Source organism: Nocardia terpenica (genome assembly GCF_013186535.1).
Classification (GTDB): domain Bacteria; phylum Actinomycetota; class Actinomycetes; order Mycobacteriales; family Mycobacteriaceae; genus Nocardia; species Nocardia terpenica.
In genome coordinates this window covers 1,637,123-1,654,236 of record NZ_JABMCZ010000002.1, presented here as the reverse complement: position 1 = coordinate 1,654,236, position 17,114 = coordinate 1,637,123, and the positions used below count along the sequence as shown (strand labels likewise).

17 protein-coding genes are annotated in these 17,114 nt (G+C 70.0%); 5 read left to right on the top strand and 12 right to left on the bottom strand.

The genetic code is table 11. The features are described from left to right. The first annotated feature begins 7 nt into the window (after positions 1-7). Entirely contained in the window at positions 8-634 is a 627-nt protein-coding gene (locus HPY32_RS19455; protein ID WP_067579239.1) for a class I SAM-dependent methyltransferase, read from the top strand. Between the two features lie 100 nt (positions 635-734). Here HPY32_RS19455 and HPY32_RS19450 read toward each other — a convergent pair whose 3' ends face one another. After that, on the bottom strand, positions 735-1,634 hold the full coding sequence (locus tag HPY32_RS19450) for an NADP-dependent oxidoreductase (RefSeq protein WP_171982933.1): 900 nt from the start codon (positions 1,632-1,634) through the stop codon (positions 735-737). 101 nt (positions 1,635-1,735) lie between these two features. Here HPY32_RS19450 and HPY32_RS19445 point away from each other — a divergent pair, with 101 nt between their 5' ends. Then, positions 1,736-3,616, top strand: coding sequence for an ABC transporter ATP-binding protein (locus HPY32_RS19445; RefSeq protein ID WP_067579243.1), 1,881 nt, complete (start codon positions 1,736-1,738; stop codon positions 3,614-3,616). A 4-nt stretch (positions 3,617-3,620) separates the two neighbouring features. Here the strand turns inward: HPY32_RS19445 and HPY32_RS19440 are convergent, their stop codons facing one another. Further along, positions 3,621-4,409: an AraC family transcriptional regulator gene (locus HPY32_RS19440; RefSeq protein WP_067579245.1), complete on the bottom strand. Its 789-nt coding sequence runs from the start codon at positions 4,407-4,409 to the stop codon at positions 3,621-3,623. A 37-nt stretch (positions 4,410-4,446) separates the two neighbouring features. On the opposite strand from HPY32_RS19440, the gene HPY32_RS19435 reads away from it, so the two are divergent. After that, positions 4,447-4,812, top strand: a complete 366-nt coding sequence (locus tag HPY32_RS19435; RefSeq protein ID WP_231951358.1) for a DUF4345 family protein — start codon at positions 4,447-4,449, stop codon at positions 4,810-4,812. A gap of 77 nt (positions 4,813-4,889) precedes the next feature. Here the strand turns inward: HPY32_RS19435 and HPY32_RS19430 are convergent, their stop codons facing one another. From HPY32_RS19430 to HPY32_RS19415, 4 genes are all read right to left on the bottom strand, one after another. Next, positions 4,890-6,557: a cutinase family protein gene (locus HPY32_RS19430; protein WP_171982932.1), complete on the bottom strand. Its 1,668-nt coding sequence runs from the start codon at positions 6,555-6,557 to the stop codon at positions 4,890-4,892. Between the two features lie 421 nt (positions 6,558-6,978). Continuing rightward, positions 6,979-7,863: a DUF2268 domain-containing putative Zn-dependent protease gene (locus tag HPY32_RS19425; protein ID WP_067579251.1), complete on the bottom strand. Its 885-nt coding sequence runs from the start codon at positions 7,861-7,863 to the stop codon at positions 6,979-6,981. Between the two features lie 44 nt (positions 7,864-7,907). After that, a complete protein-coding gene (locus HPY32_RS19420) occupies positions 7,908-8,339 on the bottom strand; it encodes a pyridoxamine 5'-phosphate oxidase family protein (RefSeq protein ID WP_067579253.1) in 432 nt (143 codons plus the stop codon). A gap of 37 nt (positions 8,340-8,376) precedes the next feature. Further along, positions 8,377-9,318, bottom strand: a complete 942-nt coding sequence (locus tag HPY32_RS19415; RefSeq protein WP_171982931.1) for a LysR family transcriptional regulator — start codon at positions 9,316-9,318, stop codon at positions 8,377-8,379. A gap of 152 nt (positions 9,319-9,470) precedes the next feature. Between HPY32_RS19415 and HPY32_RS19410 the strand changes: the two genes are divergently transcribed. Next, positions 9,471-10,505 (top strand): beta-propeller fold lactonase family protein, encoded by a 1,035-nt coding sequence (locus HPY32_RS19410; protein WP_067579255.1) that lies wholly within the window; start codon positions 9,471-9,473, stop codon positions 10,503-10,505. A 66-nt stretch (positions 10,506-10,571) separates the two neighbouring features. Here HPY32_RS19410 and HPY32_RS19405 read toward each other — a convergent pair whose 3' ends face one another. From HPY32_RS19405 to HPY32_RS19385, 5 genes are all read right to left on the bottom strand, one after another. Then, positions 10,572-11,759 (bottom strand): Cmx/CmrA family chloramphenicol efflux MFS transporter, encoded by a 1,188-nt coding sequence (locus tag HPY32_RS19405; protein ID WP_067579257.1) that lies wholly within the window; start codon positions 11,757-11,759, stop codon positions 10,572-10,574. 75 nt (positions 11,760-11,834) lie between these two features. Next, on the bottom strand, positions 11,835-12,407 hold the full coding sequence (locus HPY32_RS19400; RefSeq protein ID WP_067579260.1) for a TetR/AcrR family transcriptional regulator: 573 nt from the start codon (positions 12,405-12,407) through the stop codon (positions 11,835-11,837). Between the two features lie 174 nt (positions 12,408-12,581). After that, positions 12,582-13,577, bottom strand: coding sequence for an oxidoreductase (locus HPY32_RS19395; protein WP_067584714.1), 996 nt, complete (start codon positions 13,575-13,577; stop codon positions 12,582-12,584). 38 nt (positions 13,578-13,615) lie between these two features. Further along, positions 13,616-14,401: an enoyl-CoA hydratase/isomerase family protein gene (locus tag HPY32_RS19390; protein ID WP_067584717.1), complete on the bottom strand. Its 786-nt coding sequence runs from the start codon at positions 14,399-14,401 to the stop codon at positions 13,616-13,618. A 20-nt stretch (positions 14,402-14,421) separates the two neighbouring features. Next, entirely contained in the window at positions 14,422-15,486 is a 1,065-nt protein-coding gene (locus tag HPY32_RS19385; protein WP_067579262.1) for a DNA polymerase IV, read from the bottom strand. A 72-nt stretch (positions 15,487-15,558) separates the two neighbouring features. Between HPY32_RS19385 and HPY32_RS19380 the strand changes: the two genes are divergently transcribed. Next, entirely contained in the window at positions 15,559-16,149 is a 591-nt protein-coding gene (locus tag HPY32_RS19380; RefSeq protein ID WP_171982930.1) for a DUF1707 SHOCT-like domain-containing protein, read from the top strand. Between the two features lie 3 nt (positions 16,150-16,152). On the opposite strand, the gene HPY32_RS19375 is transcribed toward HPY32_RS19380, so the two are convergent. Next, positions 16,153-16,944 carry an endonuclease/exonuclease/phosphatase family protein gene (locus tag HPY32_RS19375; protein WP_231951359.1) on the bottom strand — a complete coding sequence of 264 codons (792 nt, stop codon included), beginning with the start codon at positions 16,942-16,944 and terminating at the stop codon, positions 16,153-16,155. Positions 16,945-17,114: the final 170 nt, after the last annotated feature.

The following is a 17,114-nucleotide window of genomic DNA, read 5'->3' as shown; positions in this document are numbered from 1 at the left end:
GGTCGGCATGGGGGTTCCCGATCACGACCGGTGGAATATCAATATCCACTATCACCGCCTGCTGGCCGATGCCGTCGCCGACGCCGATACGGTGCTCGACATCGGATGCGGGGAGGGCATGCTGGCGCGGCGGCTGCGGCGACGGGCGTCGCGGGTGACCGGAATCGACCTGCACGAGCCGAGTATCGAGCTGGCGCGGGCGCAGTCGCCGGACGGCGACATCACCTATATCCACGGCGATGCGCTCGAATACCCGTTCGCCCCAGCCTCGTTCGACGGCATCGTCTCCGTCGCCACCCTGCATCACATGGACGCGGAGGCCGGGCTGACCCGGATGCGGGAGCTGCTGCGGCCGGGCGGGACGCTCGCCGTGGTCGGATTCGCGCAGAGCACCCTGCCGCGCGAGTTGCCCATGACGGCCGCGTCGGTGCTGGCGTATGCCGGGGTGCGGCTGGTGCGACGGAAGCAATGGGCCCATCCGTCGCCGATCGTGTGGCCGCCGCCGGAAACCTATGCGGGCATGCGCCGACTCGCGGAACGGGTCCTGCCCGGCGCACGCTTCCGGCGGCACCTGCTGCTGCGGTACTCGATCGTGTGGACCGATCCCGGCCAAAAGCGCGCCGGGAAAAAATAAGGGGAGCGCGCCGGGAATGACGAGGGAGCTCGCCGGAATGAGGAGGGAGCTCACCGGAACAACAAGAGAGCTCACCGGAACGACGAGGGGATAGTGGGCGTCAGCCGGTGGTGAGGACGATTTTGCCGAGGCCGTGGCCGATTTCGCTTTCCAGTTGGGCTTCGGCGGCTTCGGAGAGGGGGAACAGGCGGGCGGGGGCGGGGAGGTGGAAGGCGCCGGAGGCCACCAGTTGCGCGGCTCGCTCGACGGCCTCCAGGACCGAAGCGCCGCCGCCGCTGGAGAAGACCACGCCCTTCTCGGCGGCGGCGGGGTCGACGAAGGTGACGATGCGGTCGGTGCCGCCGCGCAGCGCGATGGCCGCGTCGAGGAAATCGTGGCCCGCGCAGTCGAGGACCGCGTCGATGCCGTTAGGCGCGAGCGCGCGGACCCGGTCGACCACTCCGTCGCCGTAGGTGGTCGGGGTCGCGCCCAGGCCCGCGACGACCTCCTGATTGGCCGCGGACGCCGTGCCGATCACGATGACCCCGGCCGCCCGGGCCAGTTGCGCGGCCATCGAGCCGACCGCGCCGGAAGCGCCGTGGATCAGCAGGGTCTCGTCGGCCTTCAGCTCCAGCAGGCGCAGTCCGCGCTCGGCGGTTCCGGCGGCGACCGGAATCGCGGCGGCGTCCGGGAACGACAGCTGTCCGGGCTTGGCCACCAGCCGGGTGCCGACCGCGAACTCGGCGTAGCCGCCGGAATCGGCCCAGCCCAGCACCTCGTCGCCCACCCGCCAGGGCGATTCGGGCCCGACCGCGTCCACCACGCCCGCGATCTCGAAACCGGCCTGCGCGGGGAACTCCACCGGGCCGAACTGGCCCTTGCGACGCTTGAAGTCCGCCGGATTGACCCCGGCGGCGCGCACCGCGATCCGCGCCTGCGCTCCGGTCGGCTTCGGGACGGGAACCTCGGCCAGCTCCAACACCTCGGGTCCGCCGAAACGTTCGTACTGAATCGCCTTCATCCCACCGACTCTAGAGGCCGGACCGCTTGCTCTCAACCATTGTTGAGGTCTTAGTGTCGGTGGGCCGGGGTTGAATTACCCCGCAGCGGAAGGAGTGGCGGATGAGCATCGAATCGGTGGCGTGGAGCCAGCTGTACCGGGCGTCGCACGCGCCGCAGGAACGGCGCGCGCTCAGCCGGGCGACGGCCGGTCGCATCCTGCGGTTCGCGCGCCCGCATCGGCTCGCGCTGATCGGGTTCCTGACCTTCAGCGTGGCGTCGGCGCTGCTGGAGGTGGCCAATCCGGTGCTGGCCGGGCGGGTGGTCAACGACATCGTGGGGCATGCCGCGCCCCGGTCGGTGGTCACCCTGGCGATCGTCATCGGCCTGATCGCCGTCCTCGACGCCGGGCTCGGCATCGTCATCCGCTGGCTGTCCTCGCGCATCGGTGAGGGCCTGATCCTGGACCTGCGCACCGCGGTGTTCGACCACGTGCAGAAGATGCCGATCGCCTTCTTCACCCGCACCCGCACCGGCGCGCTGGTGAGCCGCCTCAACAACGACGTGATCGGCGCGCAGCGCGCCTTCAGCACCACGCTGTCCGGGGTGGTCACCAATATCGTCACGCTGGTGCTCACCCTCGCGGTCATGGTGCGGCTGTCCTGGCAGATCACGCTGCTGGCCCTGATTCTGCTGCCGCTGTTCATGCTTCCCGCCCGCCGCATGGGCGTTCGGGTGGCGGGCATCCAGCGGGAGGCGGCGCAGCTCAATGCCGCCATGAGCACCCAGATGACCGAGCGCTTCTCCGCGCCCGGCGCCACCCTGGTGAAGCTGTTCGGGCGGCCGCGGCAGGAGTCCGCGGAATTCGCGCTGCGGGCCGGGCGGGTGCGCGATATCGGCGTGCGCACCACCATGCTGCAAACCCTGTTCGTCACCGCGCTGACGCTGGTGTCGGCGCTGGCGGTGGCGCTGGTCTACGGGCTCGGCGGCTGGTACGCGCTGCGCGGCCAGCTCGACGCGGGCGCGGTGGTGTCGCTGTCGCTGCTGCTCACCCGGCTCTACGCCCCGCTCACCGCGCTCGCGAGCGCCCGGGTGGATGTCATGTCGGCGCTGGTGAGCTTCGAGCGGGTCTTCGAGATCCTCGACCTGAAGCCGCTGATCGAGGACGCGCCGGACGCCAAACCCGTTCCGGAAGGCCCGGTTTCGGTGGAGTTCGACCGGGTGCACTTCGGCTACCCGGCCGCCGACAAGGTCTCGCTGGCCTCGCTGGAGGACGTCGCCACGCTCGACACCCGCGGCGGAGTCGAAGTGCTGCACGGCATTTCGCTGCGCGCCGAACCGGGGCAGATGGTGGCGCTGGTCGGTTCCTCCGGCGCCGGGAAATCGACCATCGCGCAGCTGGTTTCGCGACTGTACGACGTGGACGACGGTGTGGTGCGGCTCAACGGCGTCGACGTGCGCGAGCTGACCGGGCGGTCGATTCAGGACGCGGTCGGGCTCGTCACCCAGGACGGGCATCTGTTCCACGACTCCATTCGCGGCAATCTGCTGCTGGCCCGGCCGGAGGCCAACGAGTCGGAGCTGTGGGACGCCCTGCAACGGGCCCGGTTGCTCGATCTGGTGGCATCGCTGCCGGATGGTCTCGACACCATCGTCGGCGAACGGGGTTACCGGCTGTCCGGCGGCGAACGCCAACGCCTGACCATCGCCCGCCTGCTGCTCAAGCAACCGCGGGTGGTCATCCTCGACGAGGCCACCGCGTCGCTCGACTCCACTTCCGAAGCGGCCGTTCAGGAAGCGCTCAACGAAGCGCTCGACGGCCGCACCGCCCTGGTCATCGCGCACCGCCTGTCGACGGTCCGGGGCGCGGACAAGATCCTCGTCATCGAGGACGGCCGCATCGTCGAGCAGGGCACCCATACCGAACTGCTCGACGCGGGTGGACGCTACACGGAGCTGTACCGCACCCAGTTCGCCGACGACACCGAAACCGCTGCGGCGTAATCACTTACGGGTCCGCGCGTGGCCGGATGTCGGCACCGGTGTGCAGCAATGCGGTGACCGACAGGCCGAATGTGCTGCGGAACCGGTCGGCGAGATGGGAGGGGGTCGCGAATCCGGCCTCGGCGGCAGCGGCGGTGATCGTGTGCCCGCGGTGGTACGCCGCGACCGCGTGTTCGAGCCTGGCCCACAGCCGGAAACGGCGCAGGCTGGTGCCGATGTGCTCCCGAAACAGGTGCAGCAGCCGTGATTCCGACAGCCCGACCGCCTCGGCCAGCTCCCGGGCGGGCGTCGCCGCGGCAGGGTCTCGGCGGATCCGCCGGGTCACCTCGGCGATCCTCGGGTCGATATGCCGTTGCTCGGGTCGCGCGGCCAGGTCCAGCCAGTCCTGGGCGAGCGAGTCGTCCGCGTCGGTGAGCACGGTGGCGGCGAGCCGGACGAGTCGCCGTTCGTCGGCGTGGCCGATACCGACCTCATCGATCCACCGGGTCATCGCGGGCCGACAGCTCGACGCCCGCGCGGAGGCCGGGTCGAAGTAGGCGAACATCATTCGGCTGCCGTGACAGCGCAGCCGGTGGATCAGGCGCGGCGGTATCAGGGCGCTGCGCGCGGTGATCGGGTCTCGCTCGTTCACCTCGATCGTGATCGGATTGTCGATCCCGACGGCGAGACACCAGACGGCTCCCGAGTGGGGCGCCAATTCCAGTGCGCGACCGCAGTACAGCGCCGTGCCGGGCCACAGCCACACCACCGGATAGCAGGTTCGTGGAAGCGCGCGGCCGACATCGGCGGTCATCCTGATGCTCCTGGTAGAGATCGACTCGGAGGTGAGAGTGGCTGTCGCCGTCATTATTGTTGCCGCCACCGCATTCCTCGGAATGGGCGTCTATGCGCTGTGGGCGCCCGATGCGCTCGTTCGCCCGTTCGGGATTCGCCTGGGCGGGGCCACGGGCAGGTATGAGGTGCGCGCGGTCTATGGGGGTTTCGGGATCGCGATGGCGGCGATCCTCGCGGTGGCCGCCTGCCACCCGGGATCATGGCGCAGCGGGATCGTGGTCACCGTCGCCGCCGCGCTGGGTGGCATGGCGGTCGGCCGGATCGCCTCGGCCGCACTCGACGACCGAACCGCGCTGTACCCCAACTGGTTCTACTGCATCGTGGAGGCGGCGGCGGCCGCGGCACTGCTGGCCACGGCGTGAGATGCCGGGCTACGGGACCAGCAGGCCGATGACCAGATCCAGCAATCCGCCCACGAGGGCTCCGACGAGTCTGATGATCATTCGTGCTCCTTGGATCGATCGGGACGGGAGTGTTGTCCCGCGCGGCGGGGGCGGCTGGCGGTGTAGGCGATGGCGGCGAGCCCGGCCACGATGAAGATCCACGCGAATTCGCGGTCGAATCGGTGAGTGGCAGCGGTCAGGCGCGAGTCGTCCCGGGCAGCGGCGGGCTGATGACTCGCCGATGCCGGTGCGGGAGTAGGACGCGGCGGTGTGTCGGCCGATGAGATCGCGGGCGGCAGGGGCGACGGCGCGCTCTGCGGTGCGGGTGGAAGCGGCGCGGGCACCGGTGGAGCGGGCGGCGGCGGTGGGATGCGGTGGGCGGCAAGGTCGCTGGCGAGGGCGGTGAACCAGTCGGTTATGAATTCGGTGGCGGGTTGGCCGCTGGTGGTGAAGGCGGTATCCAGGTAGGCGCCGTGCTGGCGGACGGTGTCGAAGTACTTCGTCCAGACGCCGAGGTCCAGTAGTTGGCCGGTGTCGTCGCACAATTGGGCCAGCGCGTCGAAGAGATCGGTGACCAGGTGGAACACCGCCCCGCGCGGTATGCGCTGATGTCCTGCGGTCACGAATTTCTCGCCCAGCAGTGTGAGCGCGGCCGAGGGATTCGCCAGGCCGAGGGCCGCTATCTCGGCGACGTCGGCCGGGGTCAGCATGCGTCCGGTGAGCGCCAGTAGCGAATTCAGGGCGCTGGTACCGATTTTCAGCTCGGCCTGCCGGACGTCGGGTGTTTCGCGGGGATCGGAGGCCTCGGCCAGGCGCTGGCTCAGCGAGTATCCGGGAGCCAGCGACAGGGTGCCCAGGGTCGCGCCGCGCAGGTCGTGGTCGACGATCTCGGTGGCTGTTTTGGACGCGGTCGCCTGGACGGCCCGCTGGATCGAGGTCAGCGCGGCCATCGGGTCGGCCGGATCCAGTTCGACCTGCCCGGCGATATTCACCAGCACCCGCAGCAGGGGCATGCGGGGCGCGTCGCAGGCCAGGTCGCCGGGCAGGCAGAACGACGCCACTCGCCCGGTGAGCGCGCCGAAATCGGTGGTGATATCGCGTTCGGGCCCGATCCCTTCGCCGTCGGGGATTCGGCGCGGGTCGGCGTGCAGGCGGGATACTTCGGTGCCGGTGGTGCCGGGCGCGGGTGCGGGCGTGGTGCGGTCGGGTGCGCCGGGGAACAGTGATTCGTCGCGGCCGCGGGTGGGGTCGGCCAGCAGCGCGACCGCGGCGACCCGGTCGGCCGGGATCGCGGTCGCGCCGTTGCCGATCTGCTGGGCGAGCATCGAGACGATATGGGCGCCTTGGGAATACCCGAGCAGTGCCAGTTCGGTCCGCGGGCAGCGCGCCACCAGCGTGGCCGCCATCGATCGCAACCGATCCAGCCCGCCGCCGATCGACGCCGCGTAGGGCACGTCGCCGCCCGGTACCGCGCCACCGAAACCCGCCTCGTACGGCACGTACGCGTGACCGGCCAGGTGTTCGACCGCCCGCAGCGGGCCCAGCACCGCCCCCAGCATCCCGCTGTCGGCGCCGGTGAGCGGGCTCTGCGGCGACGACTGGCCGGTACCCTGCACGCCCAGGACATACAGGTTCGGGCAGCCCTGCACCGGGATGCCGGGGTCGGCTTGCGCGACACCGGATGCCCCGATTGTCACGATCAGCGATACCATCGCGATGGCCATGCCCCGGATCCCTGCCATCGGACATGAATGCCCGCGCACTATCCCCCTATCGATACGAAACAAGCAGTGCCACTATCGATTTCGATCTACGCGAACGGGTCGGGGCGGACGCCGTGTGGATCCGCCCCGAACGCCGGGAAAGATCAGGCGTTACCGCCGGTCAGCAGCGCGGTCAGAACCCCCGTGAGACCATTCAGCAGAGCGCTCACAATACCCATCACCATGAAATTGTCCTCCCGATTCGGATGATTCGACGACACATCACGGGGCCCACACCACGCGGGCACCGGCCTTCACTTGGTGACCCGATGCCAGCCCTCGATTCCGTCGAAACCGGACAGTGCGAACAGGCAGACACCGCAATGTGATTCGATACCCGCACCGCTGCGGATTGGCCCCGGCATAAATTTTTGTGGGCCGCTTATCGATGTGCGAGGGCGGTGGCGATGATCTCCGCGCTCGGGGCGCTCAGGGCCTGGGCCGCAGTTTGTTTCGTCGCCGCGAGATAGGCGTCGACCAGGCGGTTGCCCACGGCGTATCCGGCTCCGGTGGGCAGGCCGACCGGGGGGATGCCGAAGCGTTCGGCGCTTGCGTCGCCGTGCACCCAGGCCGTGAAATTCTGCATGCCGGTTACCCCGAGGCCGGATATCACCTTGGCGAGGACGGCGTCGTCGTGCAGATGGGGTACGCCGATTCGGGTGTAGCCGAGGGTATTGCCGTAGAGCTGGCGGGCGAAGGCGTCGGCCAGGCCCTCGGAGATCACGTGGTCGCCGACCGTGACGGTTGCCGGATCCCATACGACGCCACCGGGACCGAAGCGCAGGTTGTGCGCGAGCTCGTGCACGGCGGTCGCCTCCAGCCGTTCCACGTTCTCCGGGTAGGGCCACAGGGTGATGGTGATATAGCCGGATATGCCGCCGAAGCCGGTGACGCCGAGGACGGGGCCCATGAAGTGGGAGTCGGCGGGGTCGCCGAGGAGCAGGGCGACGGTGATGTCGGGGACCTCGAGCCCGGGCGTCGCCGCGAGTTGCACGGCGAGCGCCTGCTCGCAGGCCCGGCGCATCCGGTCCCAGGCCCCGGCCGCGGCCAGCGTCTCGAGGGCGTCCAGGCAGCGGTCCTCGTCGCGGTCGATCGGGAAACCCGATGTGCGGCCGTGGATTTCGGCGAGATCCGGCTCCCCGGGGTAGTAGCGGTACATGCCCGCGATCGGCTCGAGCATCGCGCGCAGCAGGTCGGCGCGATCGGCCACGGGGGCCCGCAGGATCTGCCGGGTAGCCGTGTAGGTATCGAGAACGGTGATGGTCATGTTCGGCGATACTGAACCCTGACGCAGCGTCAGGGTCAATCGAATCAGAGATCGCCCTCGTAGTTCTGGGTGATCCAGCGGTCGGGGCGGATGGTGAACAGGATCGAGGTGGCGCCGTCCATACGCTCGGCGAAGGCGCGGCCGCCCTCGGGGCCCAGGTAGCGGGCGGCGATGGCCTCCCGCGCCGCGCGCGGTGACGGGGTCACGGCGTCGACCACCGTGCCCTCGACGATGACGTACTGATAGGGCAGCTCTTCGCGCTGCACGACCAGCGAGACCGCACCGGCCGCACGGATGAGCCGCGCCTTGCGCCGCTCGTTTCCGGTGTTGATCACGATATTGCCGCCGGGGGTGTAGTCGTACCAGATGGGGAAGGCCGCGGGCGGGCGGCCGTCGGTCGCCGCGACCGACAGTGTCGCAACGCGCTTGCCCGCGAGGAATTCTTGACGCTCGTTCTCCGTGAACGGTTTCGGCATGCGAGCTGGAACATTCCGGCCGGTGAGGTTATTCCGGTCACTCGTCGAGCGGCAGGGTGACGGCGGTGGACAGGGCCTCGTGTACGCGGGCGCGAAGCCAGCGGTGGGCGTCGTCGGCGGTGTGGCGGGGATGCCAGGCCAGGGAGAGCTGGACCGGCGGCAGGTCCAGGGGAATCTCGAAGGGGCGCAGGTCCAGTGCGGTGAGGGCGGGGGCGTCGGGGCGGCCGTGGGCCAGGGTGACCAGATCGGTGAGGCGGACGGCGAGCAGGGCGGCGGCGTAGCCGGGGACGGTGGCCACCACGCGGCGGGACAGGCCGAGCTCGGCCAGGCGGTCGTCGATCGGGCCGCGGATGCGGCCGCGCCGGGAGACGCCGAGATGGGCTGCGGCGGCGAAGGATTCGGGAGTGACCGGACCCGTGGTGAGCGGGTGCCCGGCGGCGGCGATGCCGAACAGGCCCACGCGGGCAACGGGTTCCACGACGGTCTCCGGGTCGGCCTGGTCGACGGCGCCGACCTCCAGGTCGATGCGGCCGTCGCGGAGCGCGGAGCTGCCCTCCAGGCTGTCGGGGAGGAAACGCAGGACGACGCCGGGAGCCGCGGCGCGCACGGCCGCGGTCAGCGGGGCGACGATATCGATCAGCCCGGCGTCGCTGGCCTGGATCGTGAAAACCCGTTCCAGCGTGGCTATTTCGGGCGCGGCGTGCGGGGTGAGCAGCGTGCGGGCCTGCTCCAGCAGCGCCGCCACCTCGCCGCGCAATTGCAGGGCGCGCGGCGTGGGCACCAGGTCGCGCCCGGCGCGGACCAGCAGCGGATCGCCCAGGGCGCGGCGCAATCGGGCCAGGGCGCGGCTCACGGCGGGCGGCGAGGTGCGCAGGCGTTCGGCCGCGAGGGTGACGCTGCTGGTGTCGAGCAGCGCGTCCAGGGCGACCAGCAGGTTCAGGTCCAGATTGGCGGCGCGCGGGCTCCCATCCGATTTCATACAGCGAAAAGTACTCTGGCCGATCTTGGCATTGCCGGTCATCGGGCAGGTGGCGACGATGGAGGTATCGGCGGGCGCCCGAGCCGAATCCCGGCCAAAAACATGCCGGGATCAATCATTCGAGTAGTTCGCAGGAAGGATGTTGGTCAACCATGCCGACCCATGCCACCCACGCCGGTGCCCAGCTCGCGGTCTTGAGCCATACCGCTTGCACCGTAAGCTTTTTCGATCTCGCGACCGGTCACCGCACCGATATCGTCGAGGTGCTGCCGCAGGGGCACGAGTTGCTGTTCGACCCCGCGCGGCGCGTGGTGTACGCCAGCCACACCTACCGGTCCGGGCACTATCTCGCGCAGGGCGAGAAGGGCCACGAGATCTCGGTGATCGATCCGGACGCGCACAAGGTGCTCGATGTCATCGACATCGCGCCCGAGGGCGCGCCGCACGGCATGCAGCTCGATGCGGCCGGAATGCTGTACGTCAGCGTCGAAACGGGGCCGCAGGGGCCGGGCGCGGTGATCGCCGTGGATCCGGACACCGGCCGGATCGCGGCCCGGCACAGCGCGGAAGCGACGCTGCCGCACTGGTTCTCGCTCACCCGCGACGGCCGCAAGGCGTACACCACGAACAAGCACGACACGTATGTGTCGGTGCTGGATATCGCGGACGGCGGCCCCATGCGCCGGATTCCGGTGTCGGGCAGCGAGGATCTCGCACTCTCCGCCGACGGCACCCGGCTGTTCGTGGCGACCCCGACCCTGATCAACCCGGCCGGTGACCCCGCCGTGGAGGTAATCGACACGGCGACGGACGAGATCGTGCACAGCATTCGGCTGGGTCACCTGCCCGGTCCCGTGCACGTCACCACCGACGGCAAGGTCCTGGTCGGTCAGTGGCGAGTCGACGGCGACCCTATGGCGGGCCCGCGGCTGCCGGGGCTGCTGTCGGTCTTCGATGCCACCACCTTCGAGCTGATCGCCGAGGTCGATGTGGACTGTGGGCCGCTCAATATCATCTCGTCCCCGGACGAGTCGACGGCCTATGTCTCGAGCCTCCTGGCGGGGACGGTCGATGTGGTGGATCTGGGCACCTACCAGACGATTACCCGCTTCGCCATCGATCCGGAGGGACGGCACACCGCGCACGGAATCGCGTATATCCCTGCGGCGACGGCCGATTCGCGCTAGTCGTCGTACCGCGGCGAGCCGCGCGACCGGTGCGTACCCGGTCCCGCGGCTCGCGGTGCGTTCGCCTCAATTCACCTCGGCCGGAACGAGTTCGGCGGGCACGATCGCGGTGGTGTGCTGCTCGCGCAGGTGCGTCCAGCCGACCAGCAGCAGCGCGCCGAGACCCAGTACCGCGCCGATCCAGGCGACCGACGGGTAGCCCATGCCCGCGCCGATGGCGAGGCCGCCGAGCCAGGGACCGGCGGTGATGCCGATATTGAAGGCGACGATGTTACCGGCCGCGCCGAGCGTCGGAGCCTGTGGGGCGAGGGCGAAGACCCGGCTGTTCAGCACCGGATTGATCCCCAAACCGAAGGCGCCCAACAGCAATACCAGAACGACCACCGGGCCGATGTGCTGCGCGGTCAGCGCCAGCAGCACCGAGGTGGCGATCAGGCCGGTGATTCCCACCGCGAGGGTGCGCCGCGGATGCGCGTCCGCGGTCCGGCCGCCGACGGCGATGCCGATGAGGCTGCCCACGCCGTAGAGTCCCAGCACGACGGGCACCCAGCCCTCGGCCAGCCCGGTCGTCTCGGCGAGCAGGGCCCCGAGGTAACTGAAGGAGACCAGCAGCGCGGTGGTCGCCAGCACGTTGGTGATCATGAGCCGTGCCACCGCTCCGGTGGCCAAGGCGCGCAACTCTTCTCGCACCCGTGAAACGGCGGTGGGGCGGTCGTTCGGGATCTTGGCCAGCACACCGATCATGGCCAGCGCCGAGAGCAGCACCACCGCCCAGAACGCGCCGCGCCAGCCGAAATGCTGTCCGATGAACGTCCCGGCGGGCAGGCCGACGACGCTCGCCACGGTGAGCCCACCGGCGACGATGCTCATCGCCCGGCCGCGGGCGTGGTCGGCCACCAGCCCGATCGCCGTCGCGGCCCCGACGGACCAGAACCCGGCGTACACGAAGGCGGCGATCACCCGGGTCGCGAACAGCACCCAGTAGCTCGGGGTCAGCGCGGCCACCACGTGGGCGGCGACGAACACCGCGAGGAAGGCCAGCAGCGCGGTGCGGCGCGACCAGCGCGCGGTGACCACGGCCAGAATCGGCGCGCCGAGCAGCATGCCGAGGGCGAAGGCCGAGATGAGCAGGCCCGTCTGTGGCACGGAAACGCCCAGGTCCGTGGACATCTGGGTGAGCAGGCCCGACAGCATGAGCTCGGAGGTGCCCTGGGCGAATATCGATAGGCCCAGGATGTAGACGGCCAGCGGCATCGGAAAACCTCTCCATTTTGGATCGTACGGTTCAAAATTGAGGCGAGAAAAAGGCGGCCGCGTGGCCGCCTCGTCTCAGAGACAGGTCAGGGCGACATTCGCGATGGCCTCCAGCGTGTTTCGATCCGCGCCGCCGCGGGCCGCGACCCGCATGCCGCCGATGGTGGCGATGATGAACTGCGCGAGATCCGTTGCGGCCGGGCCCTTTCGGATCTCCCCCGCGCTCTGCCCGGCCGCGATGGTGGCGGTCAGGGCGGTCAGGCGGAGGTCCTGATCGGCCCGCAGCAGCGCGGCGACCTCGGAGTCTCGAGTGCCCAGCTCGACCGTCGAATTCACCACCAGGCAGCCCAGCGGATCGCGCTCCGGCGCATCGACGATCCGGTGCAGCAGGGTCCGGATCTTGTCCACCGCCGAGCCCGGGCCGTCCAGCACGGCGAAGGTCCCGGCGTTCTTCTGCTCCATGTATCGGCGCAGCGCCCGCTGGAACAGGTCATGCTTGCTGCTGAAGGTGTTGTAGATGCTGCTCCGGCCCAATCCCGTTGCGGCACAGAGCTCTTGCGTCGACGTTCCCTCGTAGCCCGCCCGCCAGAACGCGCGCATGGCGGCATCCACCGCCTGGTGCTCGTCGAACTGCTTGGGGCGTGCCATGGGGGTACCGTAGCATGTTTTGAATTGGTCGGTCCAAAATGGGTGGGATCCCGGCCAAAAGCATGCCGGGAACAAGGGGACCGCATGCCGGGAACATGGGGCGGCATGCCTGGGACATGGGGCGGCATGCCTGGGACATGGGGGCGGCATGCCGGAACATGAAGCGGGGGTGGGCTAGAACTCTCCGGCGACGGTGAGGATGGTGCGGCCCGAGTGGTGGCCGGAGCGGATGGAGTTGAGGATGGATTCGGCTTCGGTGATGGGGGATTGGTTTTCGAGGGCTGAGAGGTGTTGGGGTTTGAGGTCTTTGCCGAGGCGGGACCAGAGGGTGCGGCGGCGGGCGATGGGGTAGTGGGCCGAGTCGACGCCGAGGAGGGCCACGCCGCGCAGGATGAAGGGCATGACGGTGGTGGGGAGGGCGGCGCCGCCGGTGAGGCCGCTGATGGCGGCCGCGCCGCCGTAGGCGATCGTACTGAGCACGTAGGCAAGGGATTTGCCGCCGACGCTGTCGACCGCACCGGCCCAGGTGGCCTTGCCGAGGGGGCGAATTTTCGCCTCCGGGTCCTCGGGCAGGCGGCCGATGACCGACTTCGCGCCGAGGGTGGACAGCAGTTCCCCGGCGTCGGTCTTGCCGGTGGAGGCGACGACCTCGAAACCGAGCCCGGCCAGGATGTCCACCGCGACGGTGCCGACACCGCCGGTCGCACCGGTCACCAGCACCGGGCCGGAGCCGGGGGTGAGGCCGCGGTCCAGCAGTTCCTGCACGCTCAGGGCGGCGGTGAAGCCCGCGGTGCCGATCGCGGCGGCCTCCCGCATGGTCAGGCCGTCCAGCTTCACCACCCAGTCGGCGGGGACGCGGGCGTACTCGGCGAAGCCGCCGTTGTGCGAGACGCCGATGTCGTAGCCGTGCGCGATCACCGGGTCGCCGGGCGCGAAACCCGGGTCCTCGGAGGAGACCACCTCGCCGGTGATATCGATGCCGGGGATGATCGGGTACTCGCGCACCACGCCGCCGCCCGGCGTAATGGCCAGTCCGTCCTTGAAGTTGGCACTGGAGTAGTGCACCTTGATCGTCACCGTGCCCGGGCCGAGGAAGTCGTCGCCGACCTCCTCGCGCGCGAGCACCACACCGCCGTCGGATTCGCGTGCCACCATCGCCCAGAACCGCATGCGTTCGAGCATAGGGCCGGAACGGCGTTCTGGTCGGTCTACTCGAACGCGGCCGCGCGTTTGTCCAGGAAGGCGGCGATGCCCTCGCGGCCGTCGGCGGAATCGGCACAGGCGCCGATGAAGTCGGCCTCGCGCGCCAGCTGCTCCTCGAGGTTGTGGCCCGAGCTGACCAGCAGCAGCTTCTTCACCGCGGCGTTGGCGTGCGCGGGACCGGCGGCGAACTGCGCGGCCAGCTCGTCGACGCTGGCGGCCAACTCGGCGTCGGGCACGACCCGGTGCACCAGGCCCCAGTCCAGCGCTTCTGCGGCCCGCAGCGTGCGGTTGGTGAGCATGAGCTCCTGGGTGCGGCGCAGGCCGATCAGGCGCGGCAGATAGTAGGACGCGCCGCCGTCGGGGCTCAGCCCGGCGCGGGTGTAGGCCATGGTGAACGCGGCGGATTCGGCCGCCACCACCAGGTCCGCGGCGATGGCGAGGCTGAATCCGGCGCCCGCGGCGGCGCCGTTCACCGCGGCCAGCAGCAGCGCGTTCATGCGCGCGAACGACGACATGGCCTCGTGCAGATCGTGGGCGAGATGTTTGACGTAGGCGCCCGCGCCGTCCTCCTGGGCCGCCATCGCCTTGAGATCGCCTCCGGCGGAGAAGAATTTCCCGGCCCCGGTCAGCGCCACCACCTTCAGCGCGGGATCGTCGGCGCACCGGTTCGCCACCTGCGCCAGCTCCCGGCCCATCTGCTGATCGATGCCGTTGGCGGCGGTCGGCCGATCGAGCGTGATCCGGGCGATGGCACCGGACTGCTCGAACCGGATCGTCTGGAAATCACTCATGCCGTGCCTCTCGTCGGCGCTCATTCCTCCGGGACCAGTTCCAGCCGGACCCCGAGCAAGCGTACCGGGCGATCGATCTCGAAACGGTCGAGCACATCCAGTGCGGCCTGCGCGATCTCGGCCGGATCGGTGCTCGGCGCGGGCAGTTTGCGCTGCTTGGTGCGGGTGTAGAAGGTCTTGGTGCGCACCGTGACCCCGACCCGGTGGGTGCTGCGGCCCGCCTCGACCATCTCCTCGGCCACCTCGGTCGCCAGGCGCCGCACCTGGGCGCGGATCTCGGCGGGATCGGTGAGGTCGTGCGGGAAGGTCTCGGATTTGCTGCGGCCCACGGGGATTCGCGGCCGGGTGACCACGTCGGTATCGCCGCGGCCGTGGCCCAGCACCCACAGGTACGGTCCGGTGCTCGGGCCGAATTCGGCGGCCAGCACGTCGCGGTCGGCGGCCGCGAGCTGGGCCACCGTTTCGATTCCCAAGTCCGCCATGCGTTTCGCGATGCGCGACCCGATGCCCCACAGCGCGCTGGTGGGGCGGTCGGCCATCAGGTCGGTCCAGTTGTCGGCGGTGAGCCGGAAGATGCCCGCGCCGCCGGTGTCGACGGATTCGGAGCCCTTGCCCACCGTCTTCGCGAAGCCGGTGGCGAGCTTGGCGCGCAACTTGTTGTCGCCGATGCCGATCGAGCAGGACAGGTCCAGGGCGGCGACGGCGGTGCGGATCTCGCGGGCCAGGCGCTCGGGGTCGGCGGTGTCGGCGGCGAGGAATGCCTCGTCCCAGCCCAGCACCTCCACCCGGACCGGGAAGGTGCGCAGCAGGTCCATGACCTCCGCGGACGCTTCTCCATAGGTGGCCAGGTCGAGCGGGAGGAAGATGCCGTCGGGGCAGGCGCGGGCGGCCTGGCGCAGCGGCATTCCGGCGCGGACGCCGTAGCGGCGGGCCGGATACGACGCGCAGGTCACCACCTTGCGCGGCTCGGTGGGATCGCCGTTGCCGCCGACGATGACCGGACGGTCCCGCAGTTCCGGATGGCGGCGGAATTCCACCGCGGCCTGGAACTGGTCGAGGTCGACGTGCAGGATCCATCGGGCCATCGTTTCGGAAGCTACTCCCCTTCCGACCGCGCCGTACGATGTGGTCCGGGAGCGACCGAGGGGATGGCACCGATGACCGAAGATTCCTCCGCCCTACCCGCGATCCGGGTGGGCGATGCCGAGCGTGAGATCACCGCGCGGCAATTGCGGCTGGCCGTCGAATACGGTCAGCTGACTCTGGTGGAGCTCGACAAGCGGCTGATCGCCGTCTACCGGGCGGAGACAGTTCGCGATCTCGTCGCGGTGACCGCGGACCTGCCGGTGGCCGCGGCCGCGCGCGAGCCGCTGGAGCTGGAGACCAGCAGCGGGGCGCACCGCAAGGCCGGGCAGTGGATCGTTCCGTCCCAGATCTCGGCCACGACCGGGTCGGGCGTGATCACCATCGACTTCACCGAGGCGCTCTGCCCGCACGCCGAGGTCGCGGTGCGTGTGCAGGTCGGTTCCGGGGTGGTGAAGCTGATCGTGCCGCGCGGCTGGCGGGTGGATTTCGACCGGGTCAAGATCGGCAGCGGCAGCGCGGCGAACCGGGCGAACGAGCCGATGCTGCCGGGCAGCCCGGTGCTGCGGGTCGAGGGCCGGGTCAAGTCGGGGGCGGTCAAGGCCGAGTACCCGCGCCCGCCGCGCCGCTCGTTCTGGGCGTGGTTGCTACGGCGGCCGCGCTGAGGGTTAGTCGACGGTGGCGCGGACCAGGTTGTGGTCGGAGAGGCCGTGGGTGTTTTCTACGGTGATTTCGCGGATTGTGCCGTGGCGGACGGCGATGTGATCTACGTACTGCGACTTGGGGTCTGCGGAGGTGCGGGGGTGGGTGGGTAGTGCGGTCGGGGGGAGGTCGGCCACGGTGAAGGCGGGGCCCAGGGCCGCGGCGACGGTGGCGCGGTCGGCGTTGAAATCGCCGAGGAGGATGGTGCGGCGGCCGGGGGTGGCCAGTTCGGCCAGGCGGGCCAGCTGGCGGGTGCGGTGGAAATTCCCGGTCACGTGGGTGGCGATGACGACGGCCGCGTCGGTGTGGACGACCAGCGCGCCCTTGCCGGGATCGCTGGCGAAGGGTTCGGCGACGACCTCCCGGCTCGGCCCGGTGGTCAGCACCACCAGATATTCCGCGCGGTCGCGCAGCGCCGATTCGATTCGGCGCGAACGCGGTACGCGCGGATACCGCAGCGCGTGCAGCGTCCGGTCGGGCACCGCCGAGCGCAGGGCGGCGAGCTGATCGCCACTCACCTCCTGCAACGCGATGACCTCCTCGGTGCGCCGCGCCACCTGCCGCGCGATGGCCGCGATGCGATGCGGCTCGTCCGGCCACCGATTCGCCACGTCCCGATACCAATTCTCGGCATGGACGCGATGCAGAACATTCCAGGTGACCGCCGAGACCATGGTTAGTACGTAACCACGCCACCCACCGGAACGGGAGATGTCGAGCACACCCTGGGTCGGGCGTTCGACCAGAACATATGGCACACCGTAGTATCCGAGAAACTCCGCGATCACCATCCACGACCAGAACCGGGACCTGCCGTACAGATGAGCGAAATCCGTTGCGCCGACCCCCATCTTCGGGGCATGACGGCGGCGGCGGTGGTCACCTAGGTTCGGCTCTCGTGCGCACATCCCCGCTCACGTCCATACCC

What these genes read in the sequence shown, in the direction of transcription:
- HPY32_RS19455 (WP_067579239.1), top strand. Translation starts at nt 8, where the DNA reads ATGGGGGTTCCCGATCACGACCGGTGGAATATCAATATCCACTATCAC.
- HPY32_RS19450 (WP_171982933.1), bottom strand. Translation starts at nt 1,634, where the DNA reads ATGAAGGCGATTCAGTACGAACGTTTCGGCGGACCCGAGGTGTTGGAG.
- HPY32_RS19445 (WP_067579243.1), top strand. Translation starts at nt 1,736, where the DNA reads ATGAGCATCGAATCGGTGGCGTGGAGCCAGCTGTACCGGGCGTCGCAC.
- HPY32_RS19440 (WP_067579245.1), bottom strand. Translation starts at nt 4,409, where the DNA reads ATGACCGCCGATGTCGGCCGCGCGCTTCCACGAACCTGCTATCCGGTG.
- HPY32_RS19430 (WP_171982932.1), bottom strand. Translation starts at nt 6,557, where the DNA reads ATGGCCATCGCGATGGTATCGCTGATCGTGACAATCGGGGCATCCGGT.
- HPY32_RS19425 (WP_067579251.1), bottom strand. Translation starts at nt 7,863, where the DNA reads ATGACCATCACCGTTCTCGATACCTACACGGCTACCCGGCAGATCCTG.
- HPY32_RS19420 (WP_067579253.1), bottom strand. Translation starts at nt 8,339, where the DNA reads ATGCCGAAACCGTTCACGGAGAACGAGCGTCAAGAATTCCTCGCGGGC.
- HPY32_RS19415 (WP_171982931.1), bottom strand. Translation starts at nt 9,318, where the DNA reads ATGAAATCGGATGGGAGCCCGCGCGCCGCCAATCTGGACCTGAACCTG.
- HPY32_RS19410 (WP_067579255.1), top strand. Translation starts at nt 9,471, where the DNA reads ATGCCGACCCATGCCACCCACGCCGGTGCCCAGCTCGCGGTCTTGAGC.
- HPY32_RS19405 (WP_067579257.1), bottom strand. Translation starts at nt 11,759, where the DNA reads ATGCCGCTGGCCGTCTACATCCTGGGCCTATCGATATTCGCCCAGGGC.
- HPY32_RS19400 (WP_067579260.1), bottom strand. Translation starts at nt 12,407, where the DNA reads ATGGCACGCCCCAAGCAGTTCGACGAGCACCAGGCGGTGGATGCCGCC.
- HPY32_RS19395 (WP_067584714.1), bottom strand. Translation starts at nt 13,577, where the DNA reads ATGCGGTTCTGGGCGATGGTGGCACGCGAATCCGACGGCGGTGTGGTG.
- HPY32_RS19390 (WP_067584717.1), bottom strand. Translation starts at nt 14,401, where the DNA reads ATGAGTGATTTCCAGACGATCCGGTTCGAGCAGTCCGGTGCCATCGCC.
- HPY32_RS19385 (WP_067579262.1), bottom strand. Translation starts at nt 15,486, where the DNA reads ATGGCCCGATGGATCCTGCACGTCGACCTCGACCAGTTCCAGGCCGCG.
- HPY32_RS19380 (WP_171982930.1), top strand. Translation starts at nt 15,559, where the DNA reads ATGACCGAAGATTCCTCCGCCCTACCCGCGATCCGGGTGGGCGATGCC.